We start from the raw sequence: 25870 nt of genomic DNA, 5'->3' as shown, positions 1-25870 counted from the left end.
TTTATTATAATGGATAATGATAGTAATCTTGGCTGTAGAAGGTTTGAAAACCACTGGATTCGTAAAGTTTCAGTGCGTTACCATTGTTCGCTGCCACATCCAGGAAAATGTCACCAGTCCACTCCGATTCCTTCATCACCACTTGTGACAATGCTTTTCTCCCGATGCCCCTTCCCTGAAAGGAGGGGAAGATAGCAAATCCATAAATGAAGCTCTTTCCTTCTGTTCTATGAACTCTTATCTTTCCGACTGTATTTTCATTATATAGGATCATAAAATTACCTAAAGACTCTTCAAATAACCTTTGTGTGTATGATGCAGCATCTGTTCGGACCATCCCGAAGCATTTTTCATCAAGGTCAATAATGGTTTCTATGTCGTGTTCATCAGCAGTTCTTAATCCTACAGTATCCGTTTCTAAGTCCAATCGTAACTGATTCCATTTCATTTCATACTCCGTAAAGTCGTATACAGCATTGGTTGTAGATACAAATTCCTTTCCCGAAGCCGATGACCCCGGAACATTAAGTAAGAGTTTGTTCACTGTACGATTCTCCAAAGAGATCTGTGCATTTTTGAACAGCTGTTGAAACAGATATTGACGTCGGAAATCCGGATGGATCATCCCACATAATTCATACGAATCCCCGAAACCATATAAACCTAAAAATCCAATCAGTCTGTTATCCTTATAATGCAAAAAGTCATCCTGATCGTTTTGGCGTTTTTTTAGCATTTCCCAGTTTAGTTTTAAGTGGATGCCTTCATGATTTTCGCAAATGTTCTGAAGTTCTTTGATATCTTGAAGTTGTTTTGTAGTAAGCATTTCTAATCCCCCGATCCCTTGCAGAATAAAGCATGTTCATTCTAAATATTAGTTCACTATCCATGTATTGACAATAGGGTGATTAGACCAATGAGAGGAATATGATGAAGAAAAGCCATGAACTTCAATGGCAGAAGGTCATGGCTTTTCTTGTATACGCTGAATCACATCATGCAGGTCATCAGGCTTTAAAAATTCCAGTGGGGAAAATCCTTTTTCAAACATGACCGATTCACTTTCAATCATTAAGATATAGCGACCGTTCACTTTGGCTAAGTGAACGCTGTCACCGAAGTCTGAGAGAAGAGCTTTCACGGATACATGGTCAAGCTTCACTTTCAGCTCAATTTCAGGGGAGTGCTCCACGATTTGAGAAGTGGCTTCAACCACTTGTTCAGTCGTGAACCGTTCCTGCAGTTCACGCTTCTGGCTGATTGCCCACTCTTCCACTGCTTCTTCAAATTCAACCCTTTCGTCGCTTTCTTCAGCATAGGTTTCAGAAATATGTTCCTTCACCATGCCGTATACTTGTGATTTGACGATTTCAGGCATGGACTTTTCATACTCGACCCATTTCAGGAAATCTTCGAAGTATCTTGCGTGTGAAGCTTGATGAATTTTGATCTCCGCTGAATCCATCATACCTTCCTCCGGCATATACGGATATTGAATGGATTTCATATTTTTCGTGGTGATTGCCATCTCTACATTGTGAATCAGAGTGGCTTCATCCGTAATGGTGGCTACCTTTGGTTCAAAATCACATTTCATGAGGAACAAGAAGGGATCATCAAAAAATTTCGTCAGCTTTGCTGATGCCACCAGAAAGGCCCCGCCTCTGATGGCGCTGGTCTCTATGTACATTTGAACAAACTGGTCGCACGCTTCACGAAAATCTTCTTTATTCTCAGCGAAACGGGTTCGGTGAAATAAATTGTAGTTTGGATTGGATGTAAGCTCATGACCGGGTTCCACAACAAATCGGCCAATCTTTGTTGGAGCTGATTCTGACTTTGAATGCCTGTCTACCTTTCGTTTGACGATCTTCGTCAGTTCTCCGTCAAGAAAGCTTTTTAAAGGGCTTTCTTCATATTCAGAACCTGTTAGCGTTTGAAAGTGTTTATGTCGCTTATCTGCTTCTTCCCCTTTGCCTTCGACCTGTATTAAATAAAAGGAAAGATGCTGTATGGTGAAATCCATGGTTTGTACTCCTAACTAAATTTAAAATCTTTATTCTTATTCATTGTTTCAGTATAGAAAAGCTCAAAAGGTTCGTCAATTGACTTATGAAAGTACTGACTTGAGAGATACTACCTATTAGGTTGAAAAAATGTAAGGGGTGAGCTTGATGAGTAATGAATCTTTTCTCTCATTAGTGAAAAAAGGCAATAAATCTTCTTTCTTTGCGATGGTGGGAAACGGGATCCTGGCAGTAGCAAAAGGGGCAGCATTTCTATTCAGTGGAAGTGGGGCCATGTTTGCATCCGCTATGCACTCATTAGCCGATTCAGTTAATCAGGGGTTTGTGTTCATCGGCAGCGTCCTTTCAGAAAAAAAGCCGACAGAAAAATTCCCTACAGGTTTTGGACGTGTCATCAATCTATTTTGTATGATTGCGGTCATCGTAGTGTCGGTCATGGCGTATGAAACAATACGTGAAGGATTTCATCTACTCAAGCATCCGGCAGAGGTTAAAGGGATCTGGATCAATGTGTCAGTGCTGCTGTTAAATATCATCATTGATGGAACGATACTCTTTAAAGCCATGAAGGAAATCGGTAAGGAAGCACGAGTGGAGAGCAGGGGAGCAGGAATTGTCACGGATGCGTTTAAGCATGTAAAAAGGGCTGCTCCACCAACAAGGCTTGTATTTTATGAAGACCTGGTAGCTGTATCGGGAGCTATTCTTGCAATGATAGCGGTAGTTGTCTCCTATTTCAGCACGTTTCAACTCCTGGACGGGATCGTGACGATCGTAATTGGATTTCTGATGGTGGGGGTTGCCTTTCGGGTGGGGTATGATAATATGGTCGGTCTGATTGGAGTTGCGGCTCCGAAGGAAGTAGAAGACAGGATTGCCGCTGCCATTTTTGAACATGAAGCAGTCATTGATATCTTCAAGCTGAGGATCATCCAGGAAGGGCGCTATTACCATGTAGAATCATATCTTGAATTGAAGAAGGGAATGCCTCTTTCAGAAGCGGATGATATTAAGTTTGCCATTCAGGAAAAGTTAATAGCCGATCCTGATATTGCTGATGTTACGTTGGGAATCATTGAGGATGATGGGATTCAGGAGTGGAAAGGAAGACATGCATCTGAAATGTCATAAGAAACATCCGGCTGAATATTCCAGCCGGATCATGAAGGTTAATTTTGAATGAATGTTTCAAATACAAACCCAAAATCTTTTAAAGTAAACTCTTTTTTCTTATCTGATAGCCAGTGAAAGGCATATTGGTTGACCTCTTTAAATTGTTCAACTATATTCGCATCATTTGTTTTCACTTGACCCAAAGTCGACGACGCAAGTTGAAGACTTTCATTGGCAAAAGAAGAGTAAATGCTATTGTCAGTAGTGATTTCACCAATCTTAATTAAAGATTTATATAGATCTTTCACTTCTGTTAAATGTTTTTTATGAACATCAATGGAATAGATGTCAGATCCGATCTTAAACTTGATTTCTACATCAAGATCGACTGTACCAGCAGTTTCGAGCAGGACATTCGAGAGTTGATATTTATAATAATCCAGACGGCGTAGCACCCGTTTTTTGCTGGCTGCACTGGTACCGTCCAGATGAATGAGAGCTTTGTTTGTAAAGCAATATTCATCGGCCTTTGATTTGATCAAGAAATAAATTTTTTCTCCATCCTCATGCATAATATAATCATCGGAATCGGCTTTATCGTAATCTGCCGGCTTGATGACTGTGCCGATATCACTTAAACCTAATACGTCTGAAGCAACTTTTCCAAACATGCTTTCAAATCCTTTCTATTTTGTACTGAAGATTCTTCTTTTTATTTTGAGAAGTATTCAATAGTATATCATAGTTTTATATAATGTATGGATAAATTTGGTATTTTCAATATTGAGCACCTTTGGTTTGGTGTTACATTCTGTTCATACTATAATAAAGAAAATCATAGAATAGATTATAGCAAAGGGGGGAATAGAATGAATGTGAACGAACTACTGATGCGCTTCAAGGACAGAACGCCTAAAGTGCTGGGAAGTGAAACATTTTCCGAATATGCTATTCTGCTTCCTTTAATAGAAGTGAATGGTGACATTCACGTTTTATTCGAAGTCCGCTCCTTGAGTATGCGGAGACAGCCGGGGGAAATATGTTTTCCAGGAGGCCGTATCGATCGAAAAGATTCTGATGAGAAGGCAGCTGCAAGCAGGGAGACGTCTGAAGAACTGGGAATTCATGAGAATACCATCTCGGACATATATCCGCTAGATTATATCGTGTCTCCTTTTGGGACCATTATTTACCCATATGTAGGCAGACTGAATGTAGCATTGGAAGAATTGCGTCCGAACCCAGCCGAAGTGGAAGAAATTTTCACAGCACCACTCTCTTATCTTCTTGAAAGAGAACCGGATTTGTACAATATCAAATTTAAAATGGAACCTGAAGAGAGCTTCCCTTATAAAAAGATTCCCGGTGGAGAAAAATACAATTGGCAGGCAAGAAATATGAAAGAACATTTCTATTACTATGAAGACAAAGTCATCTGGGGGCTCACCGCCCGTGTTCTGAATCATTTTATTAAACTTCTAAAGTAACCTTTGAATTGCCATTAAAACAAAAAAATATAAAAAGAAATTCTACAATTATTTGTACGAATTGACATTCGTTTCGCTTTAATACTTTTTTCGATAATCTAATCTGTCGGAGAAGGTATTTTTATTTGTAAATTTGTAGCAAATTGAATGGTTTGTAAATGATTAGAAGGAGGTAAAGAGAAGTAACAGTTAGATGATGAAATAAGGAGAGGGGAAAAAATTATGATCATTCGTGCTAAATGCTGGAGAATGTTAAGTGTCCAGGAAAAACTGTTTATCCTGAAGGCGGTATGTAATAAGCATTTAAAAAAATAATCACTGGCCATGGAGCAACACGTATTGGTGGTATGATCAATTCAGGACTAGATCGTTCGGAAGTGTAGAATGACATACAGAAACCCCCATTCCAATCTGGGAATGGTATGGATACCATTGATCCAACCACCTGCCTATTCTTTTTAAGTATTGCTGGGTCTAGTATACCAGCAGACGGTATAAACTCCATTTCTATCCTCACCATATCCCTCTAATAACTTTATCATTTTTATATTCTCATCATTAAACATTAAACAAATCGAAGAATGTTCTCTTATCCGTAAGAAAAGCAAATGTTCTGGCACTCATAATAGATCTTTTGGTAAGATAATAGTGCACATACATAAGAGGAGGACAACAAGTGAAAGGATCAAAAGCAATATTGATTGTAGGTGTATTTTTTGCCATCCTTTTAGCAGGATGTAATCGGAATGCAGCAGACATTGTTGTAAAGGGTGGTGTAACGTGGAATGAAGAAGCGGACACACTTACCTTTTCCGGTGTTTTAACGGATGAAGCCCTAGAACCGGATACCAAGTTCCGTGCGCGTTTTTTCCTCCAGGGAAAAACAATCAAAAATGCACTTGGTACCGACTTGATCTATACGGATGAAGAGCTTAAGAGCCCATCGAAAGGAGAGGCTTCAAAAGAAATCAAGGTAGAAAAAACTGTAGATATTAAGAAAAGCGACGATATAGATAATATCATTAAGGAAATTAAGAACAAAGATAAAGAAGCGGTCACCATTGAAATCGTGAATGATAATGGCCGGATAGATGAAAAGGTTCTTCATGATATCGAAAAGGAGTAGGGTATACCCCTGCTCCTTTTTATGCAATATGCATCATTTGGGATTCACCGGTCTTTTTAATGCATAAAGATCGTCCTCAAGAAGAAGCATTTTATCCATCAACACATCCTTGGAATCCATCACTCCTTTATTGTACAGAAATGGACCAATTTCCTTCATGAAAAAATCAAACCAATTCTCAGCTCCCAAATCGCCGATTTCGTCCCCGGTTTGTTCATAATAAAAACTTTGTATCCTTCCAATCATCTCATCTTTCTGTTCTTTAGGTATCTTTGTGAACATCATATGTAACCCTCCTGTTTGGTTTCTTCCATCGTAACATAAGGGGGCCAATGAGGGATACGGAAGAAAGCCTCCGATTCTTCTTGATGTGTTGAAAGATGGGGAGTTCAATGTGTTATTCCGGGATCATTTCTTTATAAGCTCATTTTCTTCTATAAAAACTTCCTGCTCCTCTTTTTGGATATATTTCAAAATCCGGTCTTGTATCATAGGGTAAAGCACGATGGAATGAAGTTCTGATACTGGGACCCATCTGATACCGGTTTGTGAAGGGTCCGGCTGACTTGGTGAAAGTGTGGAATGATGATCTGTCCGCTTACAAGAGAAAAACATGGAAAGTGTATGTATCGGTCCATAATGATGTTTGTTTAGATGGGGTGCATACTCATATGTAAATGCTAACGATTCAACCTCTACTCTTGCGCCTGTTTCTTCAAATGCTTCTCTTACTACAGCCTCTTTAATCGATTCTCCTTCTTCAACGCCACCCGCGGGAAGATTATAATGAAGACCACGTTCGTCTTGGAACTCAGCCAATAATATTCTTCCTGTTTCTACAATGATAGCACCTGCACGAATTCTAATAGGGTATAACATTCCATCTCTCCTTTTCTGCATGAACTGGTGAAAGACCAGTTTAGCAGAAAGAAAACGTAACGACCATATAAATTTGTATAATTGTGGTAAACTAAGTCGGACATGGCTCGAATTCAGCTGTGATGAAAGGTATAAAGGAGAATGCTTATGTGGAAGGAATTTAAAAAATTTGCCGTAAAAGGGAATGTCATAGATCTCGCGGTGGCCGTTATCATTGGTGCCGCATTTGGCAAAATCGTCAAATCACTAGTTGATGACATCGTCATGCCTCTACTTGGAATTATACTTGGGGGGATCAGTTTTACAGATCTGAAGGTAACGGTAGGGGACGCCGTGATTACTTATGGAGTCTTCATTCAAAATGTAGTGGACTTTTTTCTTATAGCATGGGTTATATTCTTCATCGTACGATTATATAAAAAGTTGGAGAGAAAAGAAGAAGTAAAAACAGAAACTAAAGTCGATCAGAAAGAGGAACTCCTTAAGGAAATACGCGATCTTTTGAAGGAGACTTCAAATCAACCTCAATAGACCTTTTCAGACTGAATTAGACTAATAATAAAGGGGATTTTCTTTTTGTATCCAATATAGTAAGTGAAGACCAAAAGGGGGACTTATAAATGGATATGAAAACAATGTACTTAATCAAAGAGAAAAATGGTATGAAGAAGGACTTTTCATTGCTTCTCTCCATGATGGATTATGCCAGATTCACTTCTATTCAAGAGGTGGAAGATATGTCAGTTAAAATGCTTGATTACCGTTGCCATGATGAAGCGAATTCCATCGGGATGCTGTTGGCTCATTTCGATGCAGTAGAGAAGATTTATCAAGTTCTCACGTTTGAAGAATGGACAAATGATGAAATTGAAGCATATGCGTCGACATTGGAACCTGCATTAAGTCTGGGAAACAAGGCTGCAGAAGTCATAAAAGGAAATGACGTCCGGTACTATTTGGAGAATCTTCAAAACACAAGAAGGAAGACGATTGAGCAATTTACTAAATTAGACGAGTCATGGCTTTATGAGGAAACAGATTGGTGGTACGGACAAAAGGGTAATAACTTCTTTAAATGGTTCCATGTCTTTGAAGATGAAATCAATCATAGGGGACAGATACGGATGATCAAAAAGTTATATGCAAAAGAAAATGAAAAGGCAATGACAGAGTAGGCTCACATTTACAATTAGACCCATTCCTTTCTTGAGTTTTGGATGACAATCTGTTATAGTAAAGATAGTTATTTTTGTTCGGTTAATATACATGATTGAAAAACAATTCGTCTTGAATCTTAATCAGAGCAGGAATATAAATATTTTTATGTGCAACTGCACTAGGAGGTACATGTTTTATGTTACAAGGTAAAGTTAAATGGTTTAACGCTGAAAAAGGTTTCGGATTTATCGAAGTTGAAGGTCAAGACGATGTTTTTGTTCACTTCTCTGCTATTCAAGGTGAAGGATACAAATCATTAGAAGAAGGTCAAGACGTTACATTTGAAATCGTTGAAGGCGCTCGTGGACCACAAGCAGCTAACGTTCAAAAGTAATCCAACCGTATAATTTCAAACAGAGTACGTCGGCTGACGTGCTCTGTTTTTTTGTTCTAATGGATAATCAGTCCGGCTGGACAATCAGGGAGAAAGTTCTATAATATAATAGACACTTTGAGATTGTTTTATTATGGAAGGATGATCGTGTTGGTTGCAAAAGAAAGTAATATGAAATTGGCGCTTGCCGGATTATTGTTAGGGATCCTTATGTCGGCCATGGATAATACCATCGTTGCAACGGCTTTGGGATCTATCGTATCAGATCTGGGAGGTCTCGATCAATTCGTCTGGGTTACATCAGCGTATATGGTAGCAGTCATGGCCGGGATGCCGATTTTCGGGAAACTGTCTGATATGTACGGAAGGAAGCGGTTTTACATATTCGGTCTTTCGATCTTCCTGATTGGTTCCGCTCTTTGTGGGATTGCACAGGATATTGTTCAACTAAGTATATTCCGTGCCATCCAGGGGATCGGGGGAGGTGCACTTCTTCCTATCGCTTTTACGATTGTATTTGATTTATTCCCTCCTGAGAAACGTGGGAAAATGACCGGGCTCCTCGGAGCGGTATTTGGCTCTGCCTCTGTTTTTGGACCTTTGATTGGTGCCTTTTTGACGGATAACCTCAGTTGGCATTGGGTTTTTTATGTCAATGTTCCGATCGGACTTCTTTCTCTCTTTTTCATTACAACTGCTTATAAAGAATCCCCACAGCGATCTGATCAGAGAATTGATTGGGGAGGGGCTATTACGTTAGTGATAGCGGTTGTGAGTCTGATGTTTGCCCTTGAATTTGGAGGTAAAGAATTTCAATGGACATCATGGCCAATCATCGGATTATTCAGTTCTTTCCTGCTCTTTTTTATTAGCTTCTTATTGATTGAACGAAAAGTAACTGAGCCAATCATTTCATTTTGGATGTTTAAAAGTCCACTGTTTGCATCCGCACAGGCCCTGGCCTTTTTGTATGGTGCAGCCTTCATCATATTGACGATATTGATTCCGATTTTTGTTCAGGCTGTGTACGGAGGATCGGCTACAAATGCCGGGTTAATTTTAACCCCCTTGATGCTGGGATCAGTAGCAGGAAGCGCTGTGGCTGGAATACGGATGACCAAAACAAGCTATCGCAATATCATGTGGCTTTCAATCATTTCGTTCATTACAGGAATGCTGTTACTTGCGACAATGGAACCAGATACGAGTAGATGGTTATTGACACTTTATATGATCATAAGCGGATTTGGAGTCGGTTTTTCATTCTCATTACTTCCTAACGCCACGATTCATAAACTTGATCCAAGATTTAGAGGTTCTGCAAACTCGACGAACGCCTTCTTTCGTTCGCTTGGGATGACCATTGGAATAACGGTTTATGGTACCCTTCAAACCAAACTTTTTGCCTCGAATATGGAAAGTGCCTTCAAGGGGCAAGATGGCGGAGGCAATTTTCAGGGGGATCCACGTAGCATCTTCGAACCTGAAATGCGGGAGAAGATACCGGACTTTGTTCTTTCTAAGATCACTGACTCGATGTCAGACTCTATTACAACAACTTTTGCTTATGCATTGATACCGCTCGGTGTTGCGTTGGTATTTGTTTTCCTTATGGGCAATAGCAGGCTTGAAGTTAACAGCAATCTATCTACAGAGAATAGGGAGAAAGAGAATGAATAGATGCTTCCTGTCTGAAGTTCTCTTCCCCAATTAAGTTTATATTAGGTTTGTTATATTGGAGTGTTGAAGTTTTGTGGAAAAATGCTAAGAAATTTTTTGTTTTTACTGGAGTATTCCTGGGTGTCAGTCTTTTATTGAGTATCATAGCCGGTCTTATCATAACGAATATGTATGCCGATTCAGGTTATAAAGGCTCTCATCTCATTGGGACTTCCATAAATGTAATTTCAGCGGTGGTTGCGGTAGTGGTAGCCTACAAACCGTTTAAGAAAAAGAAACATAAAAGTTGATTTGTTCTTTACTGCAAGTAATTTACCTCCCCGAAGGAATTCGGGGAGGTTTTTTATATAGGTTTTGGGGATTTTCATTGATCATTATGTAATTCTAATGGAAAGAGACCAGTCAATTGACTGGTCTCTCTTTAAGTATCAAATTGGTTACTATGTTAGATTATTTGTTTTGTTGGTTTTGTTGGTTTTGTTGTTTAGCAGCTTTTTTAGCTTTTTGAGCAGCGTTTTGCTCTTGAGCGAATTCTGCTTCATTTTTTTGTTGTTGTGGCTTTTTGTTGTTATTATTTGTCATCTTTATCACCTCCGTCTCCTTTAATTTGCCCCGGTTTCCAAAAAAAATACTCCTAATATGAATTTTTTTCTCCACCTGTTTTCAATACGTTAACAACACATTTCCATTAACTTACTAGTTTATAAATCTGGGTTGGAGGGTATCAATAAGTTCATGCTTTTATTTCTTTATTACATATTGGATTGTGTATATTGAATTGACTCAAATGGATTAAGGGGGAAGTTAGTTGAAAAATTTCACATCAATGTTTTGGATTGCGATTTCTATAGGGGTGATTTTTGTCCTGTGGGGAGTCATATTTCCCCAAGGGTTAATTGATGTCATGACGAAAACGCAAGGAGTTCTCCTTGATAAGTTTGGCTGGTTTTATCAATTTTCCGCTACGTTCTTTTTTATCATCGCGATCTTTTTTGCCTTGAGTAAGTACGGAAAGATTCGCTTAGGAAAAGATACGGACCGTCCGGAATATTCGACCTTAACTTGGTTTGCGATGCTTTTTAGTGCTGGCATGGGTATAGGTCTTCTGTTCTACGGGGTATCTGAACCTGTTTCCCATTACGGGACACCTCCATTCGGTAAGGGTGGAACCATTGAATCGGCGAAGATAGGGTTAAGATATACGTATCTTCATTGGGGATTCCATGCATGGGCTATTTATGCTGTCGTTGCACTTGCACTTGCTTATTACAAGTTCAGGAAAGGTATGCCTGGACTAATGAGCGCGACTCTCTATCCCGTCATTGGTGATAAAGCGAAAGGTCCGATTGGCTATGTTGTTGATATTATTGCCGTATTTGCAACCATCTTCGGGGTAGCCATCTCATTAGGGATCGGAGCTCAGCAAATTAACAGCGGTCTCAATTACCTTATGGACATTCCCATTAATTTTACGACGCAACTGATTATTATGGGAATTGCTACGGTACTTTATATTACATCTGCATCCACAGGGTTATCGAAGGGAATCAAATATTTGAGCAATGCCAATATGATACTGGCAGTTGTGTTATTCATGGTTTTCCTCGTCGTGGGACCTTCGCAATTCGTCCTGGAATTGTTTTTGACCACATTTGGAAGCTATGTTCAGAACCTTCCAAGTATGGGATTACGCTTCTCGCCATTTAATGTAGAAAATAACCAATGGGTGAAGGATTGGACGATTTTTTACTGGGCGTGGTGGATCTCCTGGACTCCGTTTGTAGGAACGTTTATTGCCAGGGTTTCAAAAGGAAGAACCGTGCGGGAATTCATTATTGCGGTCATTATCGTTCCAACTATCGTTTGTTCACTTTGGTTTGGCGTTTTTGGGGGAACCGGACTGTATTTTGATCTTGTAAAAGGAATAGATGTGGCAGGACAAAGCCTGGAAACAGCATTATTCTACGTTTATGATCAAATGCCGTTAAGTGGGGTCCTATCGGTCATTTCCCTGTTCCTGATCATCACATTCTTTGTCACTTCGGCAGATTCTGCCACCTTTGTACTAGGGATGCAAACATCAAATGGAAGTTTGAATCCTCCATTTTTCGTAAAATTCAGCTGGGGGATCGTTTTAGCAGCCATCGCAGCAATCTTAATGGGATCAGGCGGAATCAGTGGGTTGCAGGCTGCTACCATCATTACGGCACTTCCACTCGGTGTCATCTTACTCGTCATGACCTATGGGTTGATCATTTCATTCCAAAAAGATATCGGGATGAAAGGCAAAAGAAATACAGAGTCCGAAACAAGTAAATAAAGCACATCCTTCCCCCTCTATCAAATGATAGGGGGGAATTTTTTATAGTGAGAATCATTCAATAGAATATCACTACTATCTTGATTCATTTGGTAGAATATAGATACATTAAAATGAAAGTGGGGATGGTTTTGAGACAGATAATCGCAATGGGTGGGGGCGGATTCTCGATGGAACCGGAAAACCTGTTACTGGATCAGTACATATTAGAACAAGCAGGAACAATAAAGCCTAACGTTTGTTTCCTGCCTACAGCCAGTGGAGATGCTGATAGTTATATTGAACGATTTTACAAAGCCTTTTCAACACTCATATGTGAACCATCTCATCTTTCTTTATTCAAGCCAAGCACCAGGGATATTGAAGGTTTCCTTCTTGAAAAAGATATCATTTATGTAGGAGGGGGGAATACGAAAAATATGCTAGCCATATGGAGAGAGTGGGAACTGGACAAGACCTTAAGGAAGGCTTGGGAATCGGGGACCATTCTTGCAGGGCTGAGTGCAGGATCGATTTGCTGGTTTGAAGAAGGGACTACTGATTCCTATGGAGATGGATTAGAGCCCATTAAGGGATTGGGATTGATTGCAGGAAGTCATTCCCCACACTATGACGGTGAAGAAAACCGTCGTCCTCTGTATCACTCTTATATCCAAAGGGGAGAATTGGAAGGCGGCTATGCAGCTGATGATGGGGCAGCTCTGCATTTTATCGATGGTGAACTTGCCAGGGTCGTCAGTTCAAGAGAACAAGCATCTGCCTACCGGGTTGAGAGTAAAGGTGGAAAGGTTCAAGAAACAAAATTGCCGACGGAGTATTTAGGAAATTCGATATGATGATTTAGAAGCATGCATACTTTGGTTGCGTTCCACATAGGGATAGTGATGAGTCTTTTCAAAGGAGGAGAAACATCATGAATGAAGATAAGCGCAATACAGCAAGTGATCTGGTGAAGAATACGTCGAAGCAGGCTAGTGAGCTTCTGAATAAAACGGCAGACACGGCCAATGGAATCATTAAGAGTGTAAGTGGAGAAGGCGGGTTGGTTGGGAAAGTATCGGATACGTCTACGGACTTTGTGAAAAATGTCAGCAATGCCGGAAACAAAGCTATAGGTAAAACCGTTGATTCAGCAGGTAAAGCAGTGAAAGGTGCTTCGAATAAACTTTTCAAAAAGAAATGAATTACTATCAATGAAGCAATTTCCAAGAAGGAGATTGCTTCATTTCTTTTATGGAAAACCATACATAAAAAAACAACCGGGTGTTTTCCCGGTTGTTTCCATTTTGTTAGTCCTGTATGGAAGATCTTCGTAATTTAATGAACTTCACCGAATTCAATACGATTGTTTTTGACACGGCATACGTTGGCACAGCTAAAATCATTCCCAGTATCCCTGCTAAATTACCTGCAACAAGTAATAAGATAATGATTGTCGCTGGATGCGTATCCAACCGCTTGCCCAGAATAAGGGGAGAAAGAAGGTTACCCTCAACTTGCTGTGCGATTGTGACAACGACAACCACCAGAATCGCTTTTGTAGGAGAATCAAATAAGGCAACGATGATGGCAGGTGCCGCACCAATGAACGGTCCGATGAACGGAATGATGTTTGTAACGGCCCCGATCAGCGCCATAACCAAGGCATATGGTAAACCGATAATTAAATAACCGATAAAGGTAAGAGTGCCGACAAAAGAAGCGACGGTTAATTGTCCCTGTATGTATGCGGCGAGTGTTTCACTTGTGTCCTTTAGGGTATTGATTCCTTCTTCGCGGTATGCAGGAGGCAGGAATTTCGAAATCGCCCTTGGAAATTTATGTCCATCCTTGAACATGAAGAACAGCAGGAACGGTACGGTTACGATCAGGATCGTAATACTCGTCAATACACTCAATAACCCCTTTAATGCGGTAGTGATATTATCAGGTAATGTATTAGCGAAATCCACCAGCTGATTCTCGATATCCTTCAGAGACACATAATCCTGATTCATCATCCATTTGAACTGCTGTGTTTCAGACAAGTATTCAATAAAATTCCTTGTTTGTCGCGCATACTCCGGCAGCGCATTGAATAATGCCGTCACCTGACGGGTAATGACAGGTGCGATATTTCCAATGATCAATACCATTGCCCCGATGATCGCCGCATATAAGACGATGATCGCAAGAGTACGAGGCAACCTTGCTTTAACGAGAAGATTCACTAATGGGTTTAATAAAAAATACAGAAAGCCAGAAATGATAATCGGGAAAAATAATGTAGATGCAAATACAACGATCGGTTCAAAAAGAAAGGAAATCTTAGTTGAAACATAAATGATGGTTAGAAAAATAAGAATTTGTAAGCTCCAGGAATACATCTTGTTCTTGGTCAACCTATTCACCTCTATCGACTTGTTTATCTGATTAAGTATAACAAAAACAGGTAGGTAAACCCTACTAATATCTTATTGGAAAATGGAAAATTTTTTATAGTGATCAATTGGTAGGTTACTTAAACACTCTTACTCTATATAGAATCATTGGACAGGAATGAATCGAACGATGATGTTACTTCCGTTGTAATAGCCAGTCGGAAGTCCTTGAATAACATAGCTTAATGTGGACACCCTACATGGTAATAAACTCTGTCAGAAGGTGTTACACATGGGAAGGTCATTTAAGACGAGATCAACACGAAAATTAATTAATCCGGTGCCAGAAGAAGAAGAAGTCATCGTTTCTTCCCCTCTTGACTTAGAGGAGCGGGTAACGTTTATTCAAGAAGGTCTATTTCTGACAGATGATCTCACCATTAGAGACATGATCTTTAATGAAAGACGAATGAAACTTTTTTTTATCAATTCGATTGTTGATGTAAAGAGTATACAGACCAATGTCATCAAACCCATGCAGGAACATCCCTTTGGAAACATTAGTAATATTGTAAATGGAGCAACGATTAATGAGACCGTTGATCTCCAAGTGGCACTAGATGCCTTGGTGGATGGTTCATGCTTGCTTATGGGAGAAAACGAAGAATGCATGCAGATGATCCTAGCACCGAAAGATCAGTCTGCACAACGTATTGAACCGATGAATGAAAAGGTCATTAGGGGGTCACACCAAGGGTTCGGTGAAAAAGTCGCCGAAAATGTTCAATTCATTAGAGAGAGAATCACCAATAGAAAAGTGACAGTAAAATATTCTCATGTAGGAGAAACAACTAAAACCAAGTATGCACTGGTGAGTATTTCCACATTGACGGATCCCGCTATTATTAAAACCATTGAAGATAGGATTTCTTCTATTGAGGCAGATTCCATCCAATCTCCTGGATATTTCGAAGAATTTCTTGAAGATAGTTCGTTTTCACCTTTTCCCCAGTTTTTAAATACCGAGAGACCGGATAGAGTGGTGGCCAATCTGATGGAAGGGAGAATGGTTCTTTTCATGGAGGGGAGTCCGACAGCATTGATCTTTCCAGTTTCATTCTTCAGTTTTTTTCAAACCGCAGAGGATTACAATACGCGTCCATTTATTGCTTCTTTCCTACGACTGATCAGATTGGTCAGTTTCATTACTACTTTGTGCCTGCCAGCATTCTATATTGCTGTTATTTCTTATAACTATGAAGTCATACCTGTCGAAATTATCTTTTCTATCAAAAGCTCATTAGAGTATTTGCCCTTTCCTCCACTTATCGAAGCAGCCATTATGCAGTTCACACTGGAATTATTACGTGAAGCCGCCATTCGGTTGCCTAATCCTGTAGCTCAAACCATCGGTGTGGTAGGAGGTCTCGTCATCGGGACTGCAGTTGTAGAAGCGAATTTTGTCTCAAATACAATGGTTATTGTGGTCGCCATCACCGCGATTTCATCATTCGTTATCCCATCCAATGAACTTAGTACTTCGTTGAGGATATTAGGATTTCCATTGATGGTTTTAGCGGCATTATTCGGGTTCTTTGGAATTGTCATAGGTTTGATGTTTACATTCATACATATGTCCAAGCTAAAGTCTCTTGGTCACTACTATTTATATCCGTTGGCCCCCCTCGATGTAAAGGCTTGGAGAGATACATTTATACGGGTTCCTATATGGTTAATGAAAGAGAGGCCGAAAGATTTAAAAGCGATTTATAAATGGAAAACGACGGATCCCAGAAGGTGGAAAAAGAATGAACAATCAGACTAAACTGGGTGGACTGCAGCTCACATTTTTCATTCTCCAGACACAGATCGGTGTCGGTATATTGGGCCTTCCGTTCAATGTCTATTTAAAATCAAAGCAAGATGCTTGGATCTCAGTTCTTTTAGCTGGACTCCTCGTACAGGGGGTCATCTTCCTTCTATGGTTTTTGGGCAGACGTTTTCCTTCTAAGTCCATTTTTGAATACTCAAAGATATTACTTGGCAAAGTGACAGGGACGATACTTAATTGCGGGTACATCCTATATGGACTCTTGGTGACCGCACTGGTTTTAATGTATTCAACGAAAATCATTAAAATGTGGGTGTTGGTTTTTACCCCTAAATGGATCATTATGTTTCTCTTAATCGCCACAGCCATGTACTTGGCGAAAGAAGATGTCATTGGGATTAGCAATATCTATGTCGTCGTATCCAGTCTTATCGTATTCCTTCTTATCATCTCGATCCTGGTTCTTGTGACCTATCCGGTTGATTACAGATATTTGTTTCCCATTGCCCATTCAGGAGGTTTAAATTGGTTGAAGGGGGCCAATGAAGCATATTTTTCCATGCTTGGCTTTGAGTTATTGCTCATTTTATATCCTCACTTTAATCAGATTGGATCTACAGCCATCTTGAAGTCGGTCACAGTTGCCAATATTAGCGTGACGGTCATTTATTGCTTTATGACGATCGTCAGTATAGTGACTTTCAGCCCCACTGAAATCGAAATTGTTCCACAGCCAGTCTTATATTTTGTGAAGTCTCTGTATTTAAAGATCATCGAGCGTATTGACCTTGTTTTTGTATCCCTGTGGATTGTTAACGTTATCACCTCGCTTACGAGTTATTTGTTTTTTTCAACGGAAGGAACCTCATTCTTTATTAGGAAGGTCAAGAAAATCAAACGTACCTTTCTTCCGGTCATTTTTGGCATTATTGGACTGATCATTGCCTTATTGGTGAAAAATGAACAAATGGAATTGTACAACAAGTCAATTATTTATATGAGTTATGTATTTGTCATTTTCATTCCTATTATGCTGCTGGGCATATCTTTTTTGTTCAAAAAACATGAAAGGGAGAAGCGGTCATGAAAAAGAATAGAATTCTTATCCTATTCATCATAGGTTCCTTGACCTTGTCAGGATGTTGGGATCAAAGGCTGTTAAAAAACGGGAGGCTGGTATTCTCCTCAGCCTTTGATTTAACCCCGGAAGGAAATATACATGCCACATCCATCATACGAGACTTTAAAGAAGGAGTACCAACCAATACTGAAGTAGAGGCAGATGCACGAACGATTCGAGAATTGCGAATGCATATGGATCGGAAGATATCTGGCACTTTTGAACCGTCTAAGAATCGTATATTTTTACTTGGTGAAAGCTTAGCAAAGAAAGATGTATACGATTTCCTTGATATTTTTTACCGGGACCCTAACAGTTCCATTTCTGCAAAATTAGCAGTAGCAGAAGGAGAAGCAGGAGATATTCTCAGATTGATTGAACAAAAAAATGTCCTAATATCTGAATTTCTTATTGAATCCATTACCTCGGCCGAGTCATTTACCGGTGCCCCAAAAGTGAATCTACAATCTGTGTGTACAACCATGTTTGATGAGGGGAAAGACTTCTTCGTACCTCTTTTTAAAATTAAAGATGAAGAAGTCATTATGGACGGAACGGCACTATTTCATAAGCGAGCAATGTCAGGAACACTGTCTGTTCCTGAATCGACCCTTATGCTAATATTAATGAACCAAAAGGGGAAGGTCGCAAGAGTTGTTACGAAAGTGGACAGTGGTCACAAGGTGAATATTGAAAACTATATTACATATAATTTGGTGGACCCTAAGACCAAATTAAAAATAATATCAACGACACCTGGAAATATACAGGTTGAATTGACAATGAAGACAAGTGCATCAATTGTGGAGTTTCCTCAGGATAAATTGACGGATAAAGCAAAAATAAAGGAATTGGAAAAACAAATAAAAGAGCATCTGGAGAAAGAAACAGAAGAGGTCATCCAGAAAATCCAGGAAGCAAATTCCGATTTATTGGGGATAGGAAGAGAGTTAATTGCCTTCCACCCGAAAGATTGGGAACAGTTAGACTGGGAAAAGGAATACCCGACCATCACCATAAAACCTACTATTGATTTGAAAATTGTCGGGAACGGGATCATCAATTAACATTTTGAAAAGATCTTGCCCAAATGGGACAAGATCTTTTTCTGTTTAAGATATGAACTTTAACCCAATGATACTGCCAACAATACAGCAGATAAAAAAGAGTCTTTTGACGTCCTTTCTTTCATGGAAAAACACCATTCCCATCACCACAGCACCGGCAGAACCAATTCCAGTCCAAATACCATATCCGGTGCTTACTGGGATATCGAGGAGGGACAGTGATAATAAGTAAAAACTCATTGCTCCTGCTGCAAAGCTGATTAGGGATGGAAAGAGCTTCTTATAACCTTCTGAGAGTTTCATGAACGTCACCATGACCACTTCAGAGAACCCTGCAAAAATGAGGAACATCCACGCCATCAGAGAGCACCTCCCGTATCTTTTTCGCACTTATCACTCATTTTCAATCCGATGACTCCGAAAATGAGTAACGAAATAAATGCAATTTTCAATAGACTTATCCCTTCATTCAAGAAGAACATCCCAACTACAGCAGTGCCTGCTGCGCCGATTCCGGTGAAGACCGCATAGGCAGTCCCTATGGGCAATAATCTCATGGAATGAGAGAAAAAGTAAAAACTCACCAATATGAGGAATGCCGTAATGACACTAGGCACCGGTTTAGTAAATCCTTCTGAAAGGGATAAACCGGTCGCCCATCCTATCTCCAGGATCCCTCCAATGATCACATATAGCCAACCCATGATGCTACTCTCCTTTGTAACTTGATACTCCACGCTCGTATACCTTCCAAGCCGATTGGATTCGTTGCTCGAATATTTCCTTGGTGTAATAGTGATGCTCTAAAAAGACACCGTCAACCAAGCATAAAAACGATGCCACAAATTCATCCTCTGTAATCCCTTGAAACAGGCTCTGTTTAACCCCTTCACGAAAAACAGACACTAATATGGAAGTGGTTACCTTTTCGAAGTGTATAAAGTGCTCCTGTATCAAATCTTTAAATGGTTCTGGAGGAAAGAATGTAACCCTCTTCCACAATAATGCTTCTTTCGTTGTCATCAAACGATGACAGAATAAGTCAAAGAGCTTTCTGATGTTTAATAGGGGTTCTTGGTGATTCATTTTTCCTTCAGTCAATCTGTAGGCCGTGACTTCGGATGCAATAAGATCCTCCAAAACTTCCACAAACAAATCCTCTTTACTCCGGAAGTGATTATAAATAGAAGGTTTTTTAATTCCGACCTCTTTGGCGATTTCCGCCAAGGAAGTATCTTCATATCCTTTTTGTCCGAAGTAATCCAGTGCAACGTTCTTTATTCGTTGTTTATTATCATTCAAGTTGAATCATCTCCTATAACTAACTAACGGTCGTTAGTTTCAGTATAAATCCACTATTATCAATTTGCAAGTAGAATTAGTTTCCACTTTATAGCGTATTCGAATGTTTAGCTCATCCTTTACATATACTCCCTTGTTGGTTGGAAACGAAAGAAAAGGAGGGGTCATGTGAAAACATTCTGGATGAAAACAACGATCCTGGGATTGTTGGTTTTCGTATTGGTGAGTTTAGTGATTACAAAGGTAGTGGTCAGCACAGAAGAAGAGTGGGTGGTAATCGAAGAAAAATACTTTCCTGAGAGGAAGGGGTGGAATCCGGTAGGCATCAGATCCGGGGAAATACTGGACGTTTCAAAGAGAAATCCATCATGTGCCATGAAATTTGATAATGGTCGTACATTTTCAGTGGACTGTGATAAATATTTGGACTTTACCGTTGGTGAGAAGGTGAAAATTGTCTCGATTGAAAATAACAAGGTGAAACTAAGGAGGAAGTAAGCGTGTTTGTGGTAGGATATATCATAGATTAACCAAAAGGGAGGATCACACAAATGGCGAAGGATCTTGTGCAATATTTTATCGTTAACAAGGATTTGAAGATGTCGAAAGGAAAAACGGCTGCGCAAGTGGCGCATGCTGCAACCTTGAGTACACTTTCGTTGATGTCGCAGGATTCACCGTTTCAAGACAATCAGGCTGACTTTATTGAATGGGTACAAACAGGAATGAAAAAAGTGGTTTTAAAGGGTAAATGGACAGAACTGAAGAAGATAGAGGAGAAAGGATATTTCAGTATACACGACAGTGGCTTAACGGAGATAAAAGAGGGGTCCCTGACCGTTATTGCCCTTCCCCCTATGGAAAAATATGAAGCAAAGGAAATTGTAGGTCATTTGACTCTATTAAAAGATTAACTCTATGTAAGGAGGAAACCTCATTGTTCTCAAAAATCGATACGGTCCATATTCTGGTAAGGGATTTAGAGAAAGCTCATCGTTGGTATGAAGAGATATTGGAGTTAGAACAGGTTTTCAATTCAGGAAAGTATTTGGTTTTTAAGATTGGGGTAGGGGAGTCCACCCTTACGATTCAAGCAGGGGAGGTCCGTCCCTCATCCATCAAACCAATATTGTTTTCTGATGCACTGGAGGAAACGCGATTAAAGCTTTTGGAGAAAGGGGTTGAAGTCGGGAAAATTAAAGAGGATGAAGATGTCACATACTTTGAGTTTTATGATTTGGACGGGAATGGTTTTGAAGTGTGCGAGTACATACCGTTATAAAAGATTGTAAAAGATTATGGACCATTTCAGTCCTTTTGGGAGATGTGAGTTGTAAATGGGATACATAGAAGAATTAAGAAAAGTGGTCGGGACGCGTCCGCTGATATTGGTCGGTGCGGTAGCCATTATATTAAATGAGAAGGATGAAGTGCTTCTTCAGCAACGAAGGTTTCCCATGGGTACCTGGGGCCTTCCTGGAGGATTGATGGAACTGGCAGAATCGACTGAAGAGACAGCGAGAAGGGAAGTCGTAGAAGAAACGGGTCTACAATTGGGAGAATTACACTTGTTAAACGTATACTCTGGTGCTGATCAATACATTAAAGCAGAAAATGGCGATGAATTCTACGTTGTCACAACCGCCTATTTTACAAACGAATTTCATGGTGAGATGATAGCAGATCCATCAGAATCCATACACCTCACCTTTTATCCATTTGACAGCCTGCCACAAGCCATGGTGGGTAGCCATCGAAATATGTTAAATGAATATCAAGAAAGGTTTATAAAGAAAGATGATATTTGAAACTAAAACAGCTGATCAGATGACGTTCTGATCAGCTGTTTATTATAGATAAGCGTTCATTGTATTGTATCTAGATACGCATAATACGCGGCTAGTTTTTCTTTGTTGTTTGCAGCTTTACCGTTACCACTTAATGATTTACCTACCGCAACGTATTCTTTATGGACAGGTAAGACATGAACAGTTACAGCCGGTCGCCCTCTATGCCTGAAATCCTTAGGTACGTGAAGCATTGAAAATCGTTTCATTGGTATGCCTCCTTAAAGGAGAGAGCTATTCTACCCATTTATTACTATTTAAGTAGAATCAAGTGTTGCTTAACGATAACATACTGTAGCATTTGATTCAAATTTCTGATTATTATCTACAATTCAAATCAAAAATAATTGAAAAGTACCCCCAGGAATGACATAATGCATTCGTATTATATAGTAGTGAAGAGAACAAATCATCCGTGTGTCTCATTCTGACATTAACAACCTGGGAGGTATTTATAAGTATGAACATTGATGAAGTACTAGAAGATACCGTAGAACTTGGACAAGAGGATATAAAGCGCCCAATCTATCGCGTTGACATTGATAAACTATTAGAATTAACAAATGATATGTAAGAGAGACTCTAAATAGATTGAGAAAAGGCAAGCCCATCATGTCGGGCTTGCCTTTTCATATTTCAACTGCTTTGAGATCAGTGGCTAACAACAAATAGTTTAGTCATGTCTCTTGTGTTTGTTTAATAATTCCTTCAAAAGATTGATGATGGTTGCTCGTTCACTCTTATCGAAAGATTGGGTCCAGCCGGATATAAGTTTTTTCTCTTCAGGTGAAAGGTCTCGCTGCAAGCCATCTACAAAAATCTCATTGATTTCATCTTTTGCATACATAGGGTTTACAGGTTCATGTTTCATCGATCTACCTCCTTGATTACTGTTCCTTATTTTCCCTTTTACATCCAATTCAAACATCTTGGTGCTCTCTGAGTGTTATGTATCGGAGAAATTAAGGGAACAATAATGAAAAAAGTAAGAGGAGAATACTATGTCACTTCCTTTCTTTATTTCAGTTTTAATCATCTTAATTTATATCGTTCTATTTATGAAGAAGAAACTTTCATTTACTGCTAATGCCATTCAATTTTTGGTGTTATCCATTATTTCCACTAATTATATAACGATATTGACGTACAATTTAGAGTGGATGAAGGCATCCGAGGATGTCATTCAATTTATCAGCCTGCTGATTAACCGGGAGTGTATTTTACCTCTAGTAGGGGTGATAATGGCAAATGGTAATTTATATTATGTGAAAAGAAGAGATAAAGTGATCTGCTTTCTTTGTCTTTTATTCTTTATCAGCGTATTGGATGTCCTCCATGTTTATTTTCACTCCCTTTCTTACCCGGAGTGGAGTTTGTTGAATACTGTCATTATTAATGGTGTATATCTGCTGATATGTATATGGATGGGGAAAGGGCTCTACCACTTGATGAAGAAGGAGGAGGGAAGAATTGGACAGAATTTATGAAAGATCATTTGATTGGAATGAGTGGTTCATCATCATCAGCGTGATTGGACTTCTGTTGTTGATATGGGTGACTCCAAAGATTTTTTCCTTCCTTGAGGGCTTCAGCTACTTTGTTTATGGAATATCAATCGGAATGTTTTATGATCACACCATCAGTATACCGCCTTGGGACTTTTACGATGTAAATGACAGCTCTGCCTACCAGGGAATTGATTTCGTCAGCTATATTATGTACGGTCCTTATAGCTACTTTTTTATTTATATATACAAAAAGTTGAGGATTAATGGGATCATGAATCTTGCATACATATTGATATGGACCGCTTTCTCCCTTTTGATGGAATGGATTTCAGTGAAAATCGGGATTTTTCACTTCGATAAGGGCTACAAAATGTATTGGTCCATACCGATCTATATGGCTGTTCAGAGTATACAAATCCTTCTCCATCACAAAGTGAAAAAAGACTACTTATAATCTTATTTGTGAAAAAACCCAGAAGCCGTGTCTGACGGAATCTGGGTTTTATAATTATACAGGGAGGACCATTTTATATTGGGTGAACCCTACGTCTTCAAGGGCTTTCTTTAGACTCGCGCTTGTTTTCAAGTCTTCAAACGTAATACCAAGATTCCCTAATGTATGAGCCACTTCTGGGCGAATTCCGGTTAATACAGATTGTACACCCATCATTTTAAGGGCATTGATGATTTGATAGATATTATGGGAAACCATTGTGTCCATGATAGCAACACCGGAAATATCAATGAATAAAAAATCCAATTGTAATTCAGAACTCTTCCTTAATGCTGTTTCCATGACTGAGCTCGCTCTATGTGTATCGATTTCCCCAATGAGAGGAAGGATGGCAATCTTCTCTGCGATCGGTACAATCGGTGCCGAAAGTTCATCCATTGCGTTATGTATTAACGCAAGCTGATCTTTTTGTTGGGTAAGAAATACTTCGTTCAATAGAAAAGCAATTTCATCCAGTATGGGATTGATTTCTTTATTTACCTGGAGCATAAGGGCAGCGGAAATTTGGTTATCATGCAATTGTTCAGTGAATATGTCCCATATGGCAGTACGGAATGCGGACAACGTTTTTAAAGATTCATTGAGAGGCAGTCCTTTTTCAAGGGCCACTTTTCCTATTCTCCCTGTCCACTCTTTAACTTTCCTGAATGTTTCCACTTTGTCTTCATACAAGGATTGTCCCAGCATTTCAATTAATTGCATACGCCATTCTGTGAGTTGTTCCTTTTTTATTCCAGACAGCTTCAACTGGTCGGAATATCGCTGTTCCTGATAGTGAATGACCCCTTGGGCAATTTCTGATTTATGGGAAACTATTTTTTGTCCCAAATAGAATAATTCGTCTCTCATTTCTTCAGCCAACTCCTTATACTGCATGTTAATTTAAAAATTTCGAAATTATCTTAATTAATGGTAATATAGTATATCATAAAAGTTAGTAAAATAATACTTTCTGATGAACCGTTCACACTGGGACAGTCCCCTGAGTGTAAATGGGGAAGTACACTTTAAATCAAACGGCAGGTGAAGAAGAGATGACATATATATGCTTCGTCCGACACGGACAAACGGATTGGAATCTGAAAGGAAAGTTGCAGGGGCAAACCGATATTCCATTAAACGAAACCGGGGAACAACAAGCGGCAATGTGCAGGGAGGCTTTAAAGGCCGATCAATGGGATGCACTAATCACCACTTCGCTACAGAGAGCGAAGAAAACCGCAGAGATCATCAATGGGGCATTAGACCTGGATATTGTAGAGATGGATCATTTCAAAGAGCGGTTTTTCGGTGAAGGGGAAGGAATGCTTCGTGAAGATCGAGAAAAGCAATTTCCGGACTTTACGTTCCCTAACATGGAATCGTATGAAGAACTTGTAGAGAGAGTGCACAATGGATTAAGAAATATTCTTCAACAATTTCCGGATAAAAAGGTTCTGGTCGTCGCTCATGGAGCCGTCATAAGTGCCATCATTCGGGAGTTCCATAAAGATGCGACTGATCTTGGCCATGTAAAACTCATGAATGGATGCCTCACTGATCTCCATTTTGAAAAAGGCGAATGGATTGTCCGATCCTTTAATAGGGCAGGACACTTATCAGAACATGTATAATAGAATCCGAACCACGGGAAAGTGTATTTCTTGATCATTCTTTATGAAGGTATAATAGTATAAGGGATCGATATTAAATTAGGACAAGGGTTGGTGACATGCAGGTAATATTATTTGATGGCATATGTAATTTTTGCAATAATAGCGTCCGATTCATCATTGATCGCGATCCTGAGGGGACGTTTCGATTTGCCTCGCTACAAAGCAGGTTTGGGCAGGAATTATTAGAAAAGCATAACATTCCTAAAACGACAGACAGCTTCGTATTGGTGGAAGAACACCATGCATTTATCGAATCGACAGCAGCCCTGAAGGTTTGTACGAGACTAGTATGGCCATGGAGGGTGTTGAGTGTTTTTCTCATTATTCCCAAACCTTTGAGAGATAAGTTGTATAGGGTGGTTGCAAGAAATAGATACAAGTGGTTCGGTAAACAGGAATTTTGTATGCTCCCTTCCGAAAACATTCGTAATCGCTTTTTAGAATAAGGTTATTTGTCATGGGTAAATGAAATCGTACCCGAT

Annotated in this window: 34 protein-coding genes; 21 read left to right on the top strand and 13 right to left on the bottom strand. The window is 39.5% G+C overall.

Features of this window, described 5'->3' with window-relative positions; translation table 11 throughout:
* Positions 1-4: 4 nt before the first annotated feature.
* Both ACIGG7_RS16505 and ACIGG7_RS16500 read right to left on the bottom strand, forming a co-directional pair.
* A complete protein-coding gene (locus tag ACIGG7_RS16505) occupies positions 5-826 on the bottom strand; it encodes a GNAT family N-acetyltransferase (protein WP_397550302.1) in 822 nt (273 codons plus the stop codon).
* Between the two features lie 138 nt (positions 827-964).
* Positions 965-2026: a DUF3900 domain-containing protein gene (locus ACIGG7_RS16500; protein ID WP_397550301.1), complete on the bottom strand. Its 1062-nt coding sequence runs from the start codon at positions 2024-2026 to the stop codon at positions 965-967.
* Between the two features lie 148 nt (positions 2027-2174).
* Between ACIGG7_RS16500 and ACIGG7_RS16495 the strand changes: the two genes are divergently transcribed.
* Positions 2175-3158 carry a cation diffusion facilitator family transporter gene (locus tag ACIGG7_RS16495; RefSeq protein ID WP_397550300.1) on the top strand — a complete coding sequence of 328 codons (984 nt, stop codon included), beginning with the start codon at positions 2175-2177 and terminating at the stop codon, positions 3156-3158.
* Between the two features lie 38 nt (positions 3159-3196).
* Here ACIGG7_RS16495 and ACIGG7_RS16490 read toward each other — a convergent pair whose 3' ends face one another.
* Positions 3197-3811 (bottom strand): PH domain-containing protein, encoded by a 615-nt coding sequence (locus ACIGG7_RS16490; RefSeq protein WP_224940555.1) that lies wholly within the window; start codon positions 3809-3811, stop codon positions 3197-3199.
* A 198-nt stretch (positions 3812-4009) separates the two neighbouring features.
* Here ACIGG7_RS16490 and ACIGG7_RS16485 point away from each other — a divergent pair, with 198 nt between their 5' ends.
* Together ACIGG7_RS16485 and ACIGG7_RS16480 are read left to right on the top strand one after the other, a co-directional pair.
* Positions 4010-4627, top strand: coding sequence for an NUDIX hydrolase (locus ACIGG7_RS16485; protein ID WP_224940556.1), 618 nt, complete (start codon positions 4010-4012; stop codon positions 4625-4627).
* Between the two features lie 676 nt (positions 4628-5303).
* Positions 5304-5753 carry a hypothetical protein gene (locus tag ACIGG7_RS16480; protein ID WP_397550299.1) on the top strand — a complete coding sequence of 150 codons (450 nt, stop codon included), beginning with the start codon at positions 5304-5306 and terminating at the stop codon, positions 5751-5753.
* Between the two features lie 33 nt (positions 5754-5786).
* Here ACIGG7_RS16480 and ACIGG7_RS16475 read toward each other — a convergent pair whose 3' ends face one another.
* Both ACIGG7_RS16475 and ACIGG7_RS16470 read right to left on the bottom strand, forming a co-directional pair.
* Entirely contained in the window at positions 5787-6038 is a 252-nt protein-coding gene (locus ACIGG7_RS16475) for a DUF2164 domain-containing protein (RefSeq protein ID WP_397550298.1), read from the bottom strand.
* 123 nt (positions 6039-6161) lie between these two features.
* Entirely contained in the window at positions 6162-6632 is a 471-nt protein-coding gene (locus tag ACIGG7_RS16470; protein ID WP_224940559.1) for an NUDIX domain-containing protein, read from the bottom strand.
* Between the two features lie 147 nt (positions 6633-6779).
* On the opposite strand from ACIGG7_RS16470, the gene mscL reads away from it, so the two are divergent.
* The 4 genes from mscL (at position 6780) to ACIGG7_RS16450 (ending at position 9864) form a co-directional block, all read left to right on the top strand.
* Positions 6780-7163, top strand: coding sequence for a large conductance mechanosensitive channel protein MscL (gene mscL / locus ACIGG7_RS16465; RefSeq protein WP_224940560.1), 384 nt, complete (start codon positions 6780-6782; stop codon positions 7161-7163).
* Positions 7164-7252: 89 nt separating this feature from the next.
* Positions 7253-7807, top strand: a complete 555-nt coding sequence (locus tag ACIGG7_RS16460; RefSeq protein WP_397550297.1) for a mycothiol transferase — start codon at positions 7253-7255, stop codon at positions 7805-7807.
* A 179-nt stretch (positions 7808-7986) separates the two neighbouring features.
* Positions 7987-8184, top strand: coding sequence for a cold-shock protein CspD (cspD, locus tag ACIGG7_RS16455; protein ID WP_032088076.1), 198 nt, complete (start codon positions 7987-7989; stop codon positions 8182-8184).
* 150 nt (positions 8185-8334) lie between these two features.
* On the top strand, positions 8335-9864 hold the full coding sequence (locus ACIGG7_RS16450; protein WP_397550369.1) for an MDR family MFS transporter: 1530 nt from the start codon (positions 8335-8337) through the stop codon (positions 9862-9864).
* Positions 9865-10314: 450 nt separating this feature from the next.
* On the opposite strand, the gene ACIGG7_RS16445 is transcribed toward ACIGG7_RS16450, so the two are convergent.
* Complete coding sequence (locus ACIGG7_RS16445) at positions 10315-10446, bottom strand: hypothetical protein (protein ID WP_263628064.1); 132 nt, start codon at positions 10444-10446, stop codon at positions 10315-10317.
* 226 nt (positions 10447-10672) lie between these two features.
* Between ACIGG7_RS16445 and ACIGG7_RS16440 the strand changes: the two genes are divergently transcribed.
* The 3 genes from ACIGG7_RS16440 (at position 10673) to ACIGG7_RS16430 (ending at position 13367) form a co-directional block, all read left to right on the top strand.
* On the top strand, positions 10673-12184 hold the full coding sequence (locus ACIGG7_RS16440; protein WP_224940562.1) for a glycine betaine uptake BCCT transporter: 1512 nt from the start codon (positions 10673-10675) through the stop codon (positions 12182-12184).
* Positions 12185-12315: 131 nt separating this feature from the next.
* The gene (locus ACIGG7_RS16435) at positions 12316-13020 is read left to right on the top strand and encodes a Type 1 glutamine amidotransferase-like domain-containing protein (protein ID WP_224940563.1); all 705 of its coding nucleotides are present in this window, start codon (positions 12316-12318) and stop codon (positions 13018-13020) included.
* Positions 13021-13097: 77 nt separating this feature from the next.
* Positions 13098-13367 (top strand): hypothetical protein, encoded by a 270-nt coding sequence (locus ACIGG7_RS16430; RefSeq protein WP_224940564.1) that lies wholly within the window; start codon positions 13098-13100, stop codon positions 13365-13367.
* Positions 13368-13473: 106 nt separating this feature from the next.
* On the opposite strand, the gene ACIGG7_RS16425 is transcribed toward ACIGG7_RS16430, so the two are convergent.
* Positions 13474-14565, bottom strand: coding sequence for an AI-2E family transporter (locus ACIGG7_RS16425; protein WP_397550296.1), 1092 nt, complete (start codon positions 14563-14565; stop codon positions 13474-13476).
* A gap of 271 nt (positions 14566-14836) precedes the next feature.
* On the opposite strand from ACIGG7_RS16425, the gene ACIGG7_RS16420 reads away from it, so the two are divergent.
* The 3 genes from ACIGG7_RS16420 to ACIGG7_RS16410 are packed head-to-tail and all read left to right on the top strand — an operon-like array spanning position 14837 to position 18562.
* Positions 14837-16369 (top strand): spore germination protein, encoded by a 1533-nt coding sequence (locus ACIGG7_RS16420; protein ID WP_397550295.1) that lies wholly within the window; start codon positions 14837-14839, stop codon positions 16367-16369.
* A complete protein-coding gene (locus ACIGG7_RS16415; RefSeq protein WP_224940567.1) occupies positions 16353-17462 on the top strand; it encodes a GerAB/ArcD/ProY family transporter in 1110 nt (369 codons plus the stop codon). The genes ACIGG7_RS16420 and ACIGG7_RS16415 overlap by 17 nt, the downstream gene beginning before the upstream one ends.
* Positions 17459-18562 carry a Ger(x)C family spore germination protein gene (locus ACIGG7_RS16410; protein WP_397550294.1) on the top strand — a complete coding sequence of 368 codons (1104 nt, stop codon included), beginning with the start codon at positions 17459-17461 and terminating at the stop codon, positions 18560-18562. Before ACIGG7_RS16415 ends, ACIGG7_RS16410 begins: the two co-directional genes overlap by 4 nt.
* A gap of 45 nt (positions 18563-18607) precedes the next feature.
* Here ACIGG7_RS16410 and ACIGG7_RS16405 read toward each other — a convergent pair whose 3' ends face one another.
* Genes ACIGG7_RS16405 through ACIGG7_RS16395 form a run of 3 tightly spaced genes read right to left on the bottom strand, consistent with a single transcriptional unit; the run spans position 18608 to position 19864 of the window.
* The gene (locus tag ACIGG7_RS16405; protein ID WP_397550293.1) at positions 18608-18922 is read right to left on the bottom strand and encodes a DMT family transporter; all 315 of its coding nucleotides are present in this window, start codon (positions 18920-18922) and stop codon (positions 18608-18610) included.
* Positions 18922-19266 (bottom strand): DMT family transporter, encoded by a 345-nt coding sequence (locus ACIGG7_RS16400; RefSeq protein ID WP_397550292.1) that lies wholly within the window; start codon positions 19264-19266, stop codon positions 18922-18924. The genes ACIGG7_RS16405 and ACIGG7_RS16400 overlap by 1 nt, the downstream gene beginning before the upstream one ends.
* A 4-nt stretch (positions 19267-19270) precedes the next feature.
* The gene (locus ACIGG7_RS16395; RefSeq protein WP_224940571.1) at positions 19271-19864 is read right to left on the bottom strand and encodes a TetR/AcrR family transcriptional regulator; all 594 of its coding nucleotides are present in this window, start codon (positions 19862-19864) and stop codon (positions 19271-19273) included.
* Positions 19865-20032: 168 nt separating this feature from the next.
* Here ACIGG7_RS16395 and ACIGG7_RS16390 point away from each other — a divergent pair, with 168 nt between their 5' ends.
* From ACIGG7_RS16390 to ACIGG7_RS16375, 4 genes are read left to right on the top strand one after another with little or no spacing between them, the layout of a single operon-like run.
* Positions 20033-20362: a hypothetical protein gene (locus ACIGG7_RS16390; RefSeq protein WP_397550291.1), complete on the top strand. Its 330-nt coding sequence runs from the start codon at positions 20033-20035 to the stop codon at positions 20360-20362.
* Positions 20363-20415: 53 nt separating this feature from the next.
* Positions 20416-20778 carry an aminoacyl-tRNA hydrolase gene (locus ACIGG7_RS16385; RefSeq protein WP_397550290.1) on the top strand — a complete coding sequence of 121 codons (363 nt, stop codon included), beginning with the start codon at positions 20416-20418 and terminating at the stop codon, positions 20776-20778.
* Between the two features lie 23 nt (positions 20779-20801).
* On the top strand, positions 20802-21146 hold the full coding sequence (locus ACIGG7_RS16380) for a VOC family protein (protein WP_397550289.1): 345 nt from the start codon (positions 20802-20804) through the stop codon (positions 21144-21146).
* A gap of 55 nt (positions 21147-21201) precedes the next feature.
* Positions 21202-21672: an NUDIX hydrolase gene (locus ACIGG7_RS16375; protein WP_397550288.1), complete on the top strand. Its 471-nt coding sequence runs from the start codon at positions 21202-21204 to the stop codon at positions 21670-21672.
* Between the two features lie 56 nt (positions 21673-21728).
* On the opposite strand, the gene ACIGG7_RS16370 is transcribed toward ACIGG7_RS16375, so the two are convergent.
* Together ACIGG7_RS16370 and ACIGG7_RS16365 are read right to left on the bottom strand one after the other, a co-directional pair.
* Positions 21729-21920: a hypothetical protein gene (locus tag ACIGG7_RS16370; RefSeq protein ID WP_224940576.1), complete on the bottom strand. Its 192-nt coding sequence runs from the start codon at positions 21918-21920 to the stop codon at positions 21729-21731.
* A 464-nt stretch (positions 21921-22384) separates the two neighbouring features.
* Positions 22385-22582, bottom strand: coding sequence for a hypothetical protein (locus tag ACIGG7_RS16365; protein WP_397550287.1), 198 nt, complete (start codon positions 22580-22582; stop codon positions 22385-22387).
* A 130-nt stretch (positions 22583-22712) separates the two neighbouring features.
* Here ACIGG7_RS16365 and ACIGG7_RS16360 point away from each other — a divergent pair, with 130 nt between their 5' ends.
* Together ACIGG7_RS16360 and ACIGG7_RS16355 are read left to right on the top strand one after the other, a co-directional pair.
* Positions 22713-23198, top strand: coding sequence for a hypothetical protein (locus ACIGG7_RS16360; protein WP_224940578.1), 486 nt, complete (start codon positions 22713-22715; stop codon positions 23196-23198).
* Positions 23182-23673 (top strand): hypothetical protein, encoded by a 492-nt coding sequence (locus ACIGG7_RS16355; RefSeq protein ID WP_224940579.1) that lies wholly within the window; start codon positions 23182-23184, stop codon positions 23671-23673. Before ACIGG7_RS16360 ends, ACIGG7_RS16355 begins: the two co-directional genes overlap by 17 nt.
* Before the next feature lie 54 nt (positions 23674-23727).
* Here ACIGG7_RS16355 and ACIGG7_RS16350 read toward each other — a convergent pair whose 3' ends face one another.
* Positions 23728-24582 (bottom strand): STAS domain-containing protein, encoded by an 855-nt coding sequence (locus ACIGG7_RS16350; RefSeq protein ID WP_397550286.1) that lies wholly within the window; start codon positions 24580-24582, stop codon positions 23728-23730.
* A gap of 185 nt (positions 24583-24767) precedes the next feature.
* Here ACIGG7_RS16350 and ACIGG7_RS16345 point away from each other — a divergent pair, with 185 nt between their 5' ends.
* Together ACIGG7_RS16345 and ACIGG7_RS16340 are read left to right on the top strand one after the other, a co-directional pair.
* Complete coding sequence (locus tag ACIGG7_RS16345) at positions 24768-25346, top strand: histidine phosphatase family protein (RefSeq protein ID WP_397550285.1); 579 nt, start codon at positions 24768-24770, stop codon at positions 25344-25346.
* A gap of 98 nt (positions 25347-25444) precedes the next feature.
* The gene (locus tag ACIGG7_RS16340) at positions 25445-25834 is read left to right on the top strand and encodes a thiol-disulfide oxidoreductase DCC family protein (protein ID WP_224940582.1); all 390 of its coding nucleotides are present in this window, start codon (positions 25445-25447) and stop codon (positions 25832-25834) included.
* The last annotated feature ends 36 nt before the right edge of the window (positions 25835-25870 follow it).

The sequence above is a fragment of the Rossellomorea sp. NPDC077527 genome (assembly GCF_044542955.1).
Taxonomy (GTDB): Bacteria; Bacillota; Bacilli; order Bacillales; family Bacillaceae_B; genus Rossellomorea; species Rossellomorea aquimaris_E.
Note: the sequence above shows the minus strand (reverse complement) of the source record. Positions and strands in the feature narration are given on the sequence as shown.

Excerpts from the sequence above, each read along its gene's own strand:
- ACIGG7_RS16505 (WP_397550302.1), bottom strand. The coding sequence starts at position 826 with ATGCTTACTACAAAACAACTTCAAGATATCAAAGAACTTCAGAACATT.
- ACIGG7_RS16500 (WP_397550301.1), bottom strand. The coding sequence starts at position 2,026 with ATGGATTTCACCATACAGCATCTTTCCTTTTATTTAATACAGGTCGAA.
- ACIGG7_RS16495 (WP_397550300.1), top strand. The coding sequence starts at position 2,175 with ATGAGTAATGAATCTTTTCTCTCATTAGTGAAAAAAGGCAATAAATCT.
- ACIGG7_RS16490 (WP_224940555.1), bottom strand. The coding sequence starts at position 3,811 with ATGTTTGGAAAAGTTGCTTCAGACGTATTAGGTTTAAGTGATATCGGC.
- ACIGG7_RS16485 (WP_224940556.1), top strand. The coding sequence starts at position 4,010 with ATGAATGTGAACGAACTACTGATGCGCTTCAAGGACAGAACGCCTAAA.
- ACIGG7_RS16475 (WP_397550298.1), bottom strand. The coding sequence starts at position 6,038 with ATGATGTTCACAAAGATACCTAAAGAACAGAAAGATGAGATGATTGGA.
- ACIGG7_RS16470 (WP_224940559.1), bottom strand. The coding sequence starts at position 6,632 with ATGTTATACCCTATTAGAATTCGTGCAGGTGCTATCATTGTAGAAACA.
- mscL (WP_224940560.1), top strand. The coding sequence starts at position 6,780 with ATGTGGAAGGAATTTAAAAAATTTGCCGTAAAAGGGAATGTCATAGAT.
- ACIGG7_RS16460 (WP_397550297.1), top strand. The coding sequence starts at position 7,253 with ATGGATATGAAAACAATGTACTTAATCAAAGAGAAAAATGGTATGAAG.
- cspD (WP_032088076.1), top strand. The coding sequence starts at position 7,987 with ATGTTACAAGGTAAAGTTAAATGGTTTAACGCTGAAAAAGGTTTCGGA.
- ACIGG7_RS16445 (WP_263628064.1), bottom strand. The coding sequence starts at position 10,446 with ATGACAAATAATAACAACAAAAAGCCACAACAACAAAAAAATGAAGCA.
- ACIGG7_RS16430 (WP_224940564.1), top strand. The coding sequence starts at position 13,098 with ATGAATGAAGATAAGCGCAATACAGCAAGTGATCTGGTGAAGAATACG.
- ACIGG7_RS16420 (WP_397550295.1), top strand. The coding sequence starts at position 14,837 with ATGGGAAGGTCATTTAAGACGAGATCAACACGAAAATTAATTAATCCG.
- ACIGG7_RS16415 (WP_224940567.1), top strand. The coding sequence starts at position 16,353 with ATGAACAATCAGACTAAACTGGGTGGACTGCAGCTCACATTTTTCATT.
- ACIGG7_RS16410 (WP_397550294.1), top strand. The coding sequence starts at position 17,459 with ATGAAAAAGAATAGAATTCTTATCCTATTCATCATAGGTTCCTTGACC.
- ACIGG7_RS16405 (WP_397550293.1), bottom strand. The coding sequence starts at position 18,922 with ATGGCGTGGATGTTCCTCATTTTTGCAGGGTTCTCTGAAGTGGTCATG.
- ACIGG7_RS16400 (WP_397550292.1), bottom strand. The coding sequence starts at position 19,266 with ATGGGTTGGCTATATGTGATCATTGGAGGGATCCTGGAGATAGGATGG.
- ACIGG7_RS16385 (WP_397550290.1), top strand. The coding sequence starts at position 20,416 with ATGGCGAAGGATCTTGTGCAATATTTTATCGTTAACAAGGATTTGAAG.
- ACIGG7_RS16375 (WP_397550288.1), top strand. The coding sequence starts at position 21,202 with ATGGGATACATAGAAGAATTAAGAAAAGTGGTCGGGACGCGTCCGCTG.
- ACIGG7_RS16370 (WP_224940576.1), bottom strand. The coding sequence starts at position 21,920 with ATGAAACGATTTTCAATGCTTCACGTACCTAAGGATTTCAGGCATAGA.
- ACIGG7_RS16365 (WP_397550287.1), bottom strand. The coding sequence starts at position 22,582 with ATGAAACATGAACCTGTAAACCCTATGTATGCAAAAGATGAAATCAAT.
- ACIGG7_RS16360 (WP_224940578.1), top strand. The coding sequence starts at position 22,713 with ATGTCACTTCCTTTCTTTATTTCAGTTTTAATCATCTTAATTTATATC.
- ACIGG7_RS16350 (WP_397550286.1), bottom strand. The coding sequence starts at position 24,582 with ATGAGAGACGAATTATTCTATTTGGGACAAAAAATAGTTTCCCATAAA.
- ACIGG7_RS16345 (WP_397550285.1), top strand. The coding sequence starts at position 24,768 with ATGACATATATATGCTTCGTCCGACACGGACAAACGGATTGGAATCTG.
- ACIGG7_RS16340 (WP_224940582.1), top strand. The coding sequence starts at position 25,445 with ATGCAGGTAATATTATTTGATGGCATATGTAATTTTTGCAATAATAGC.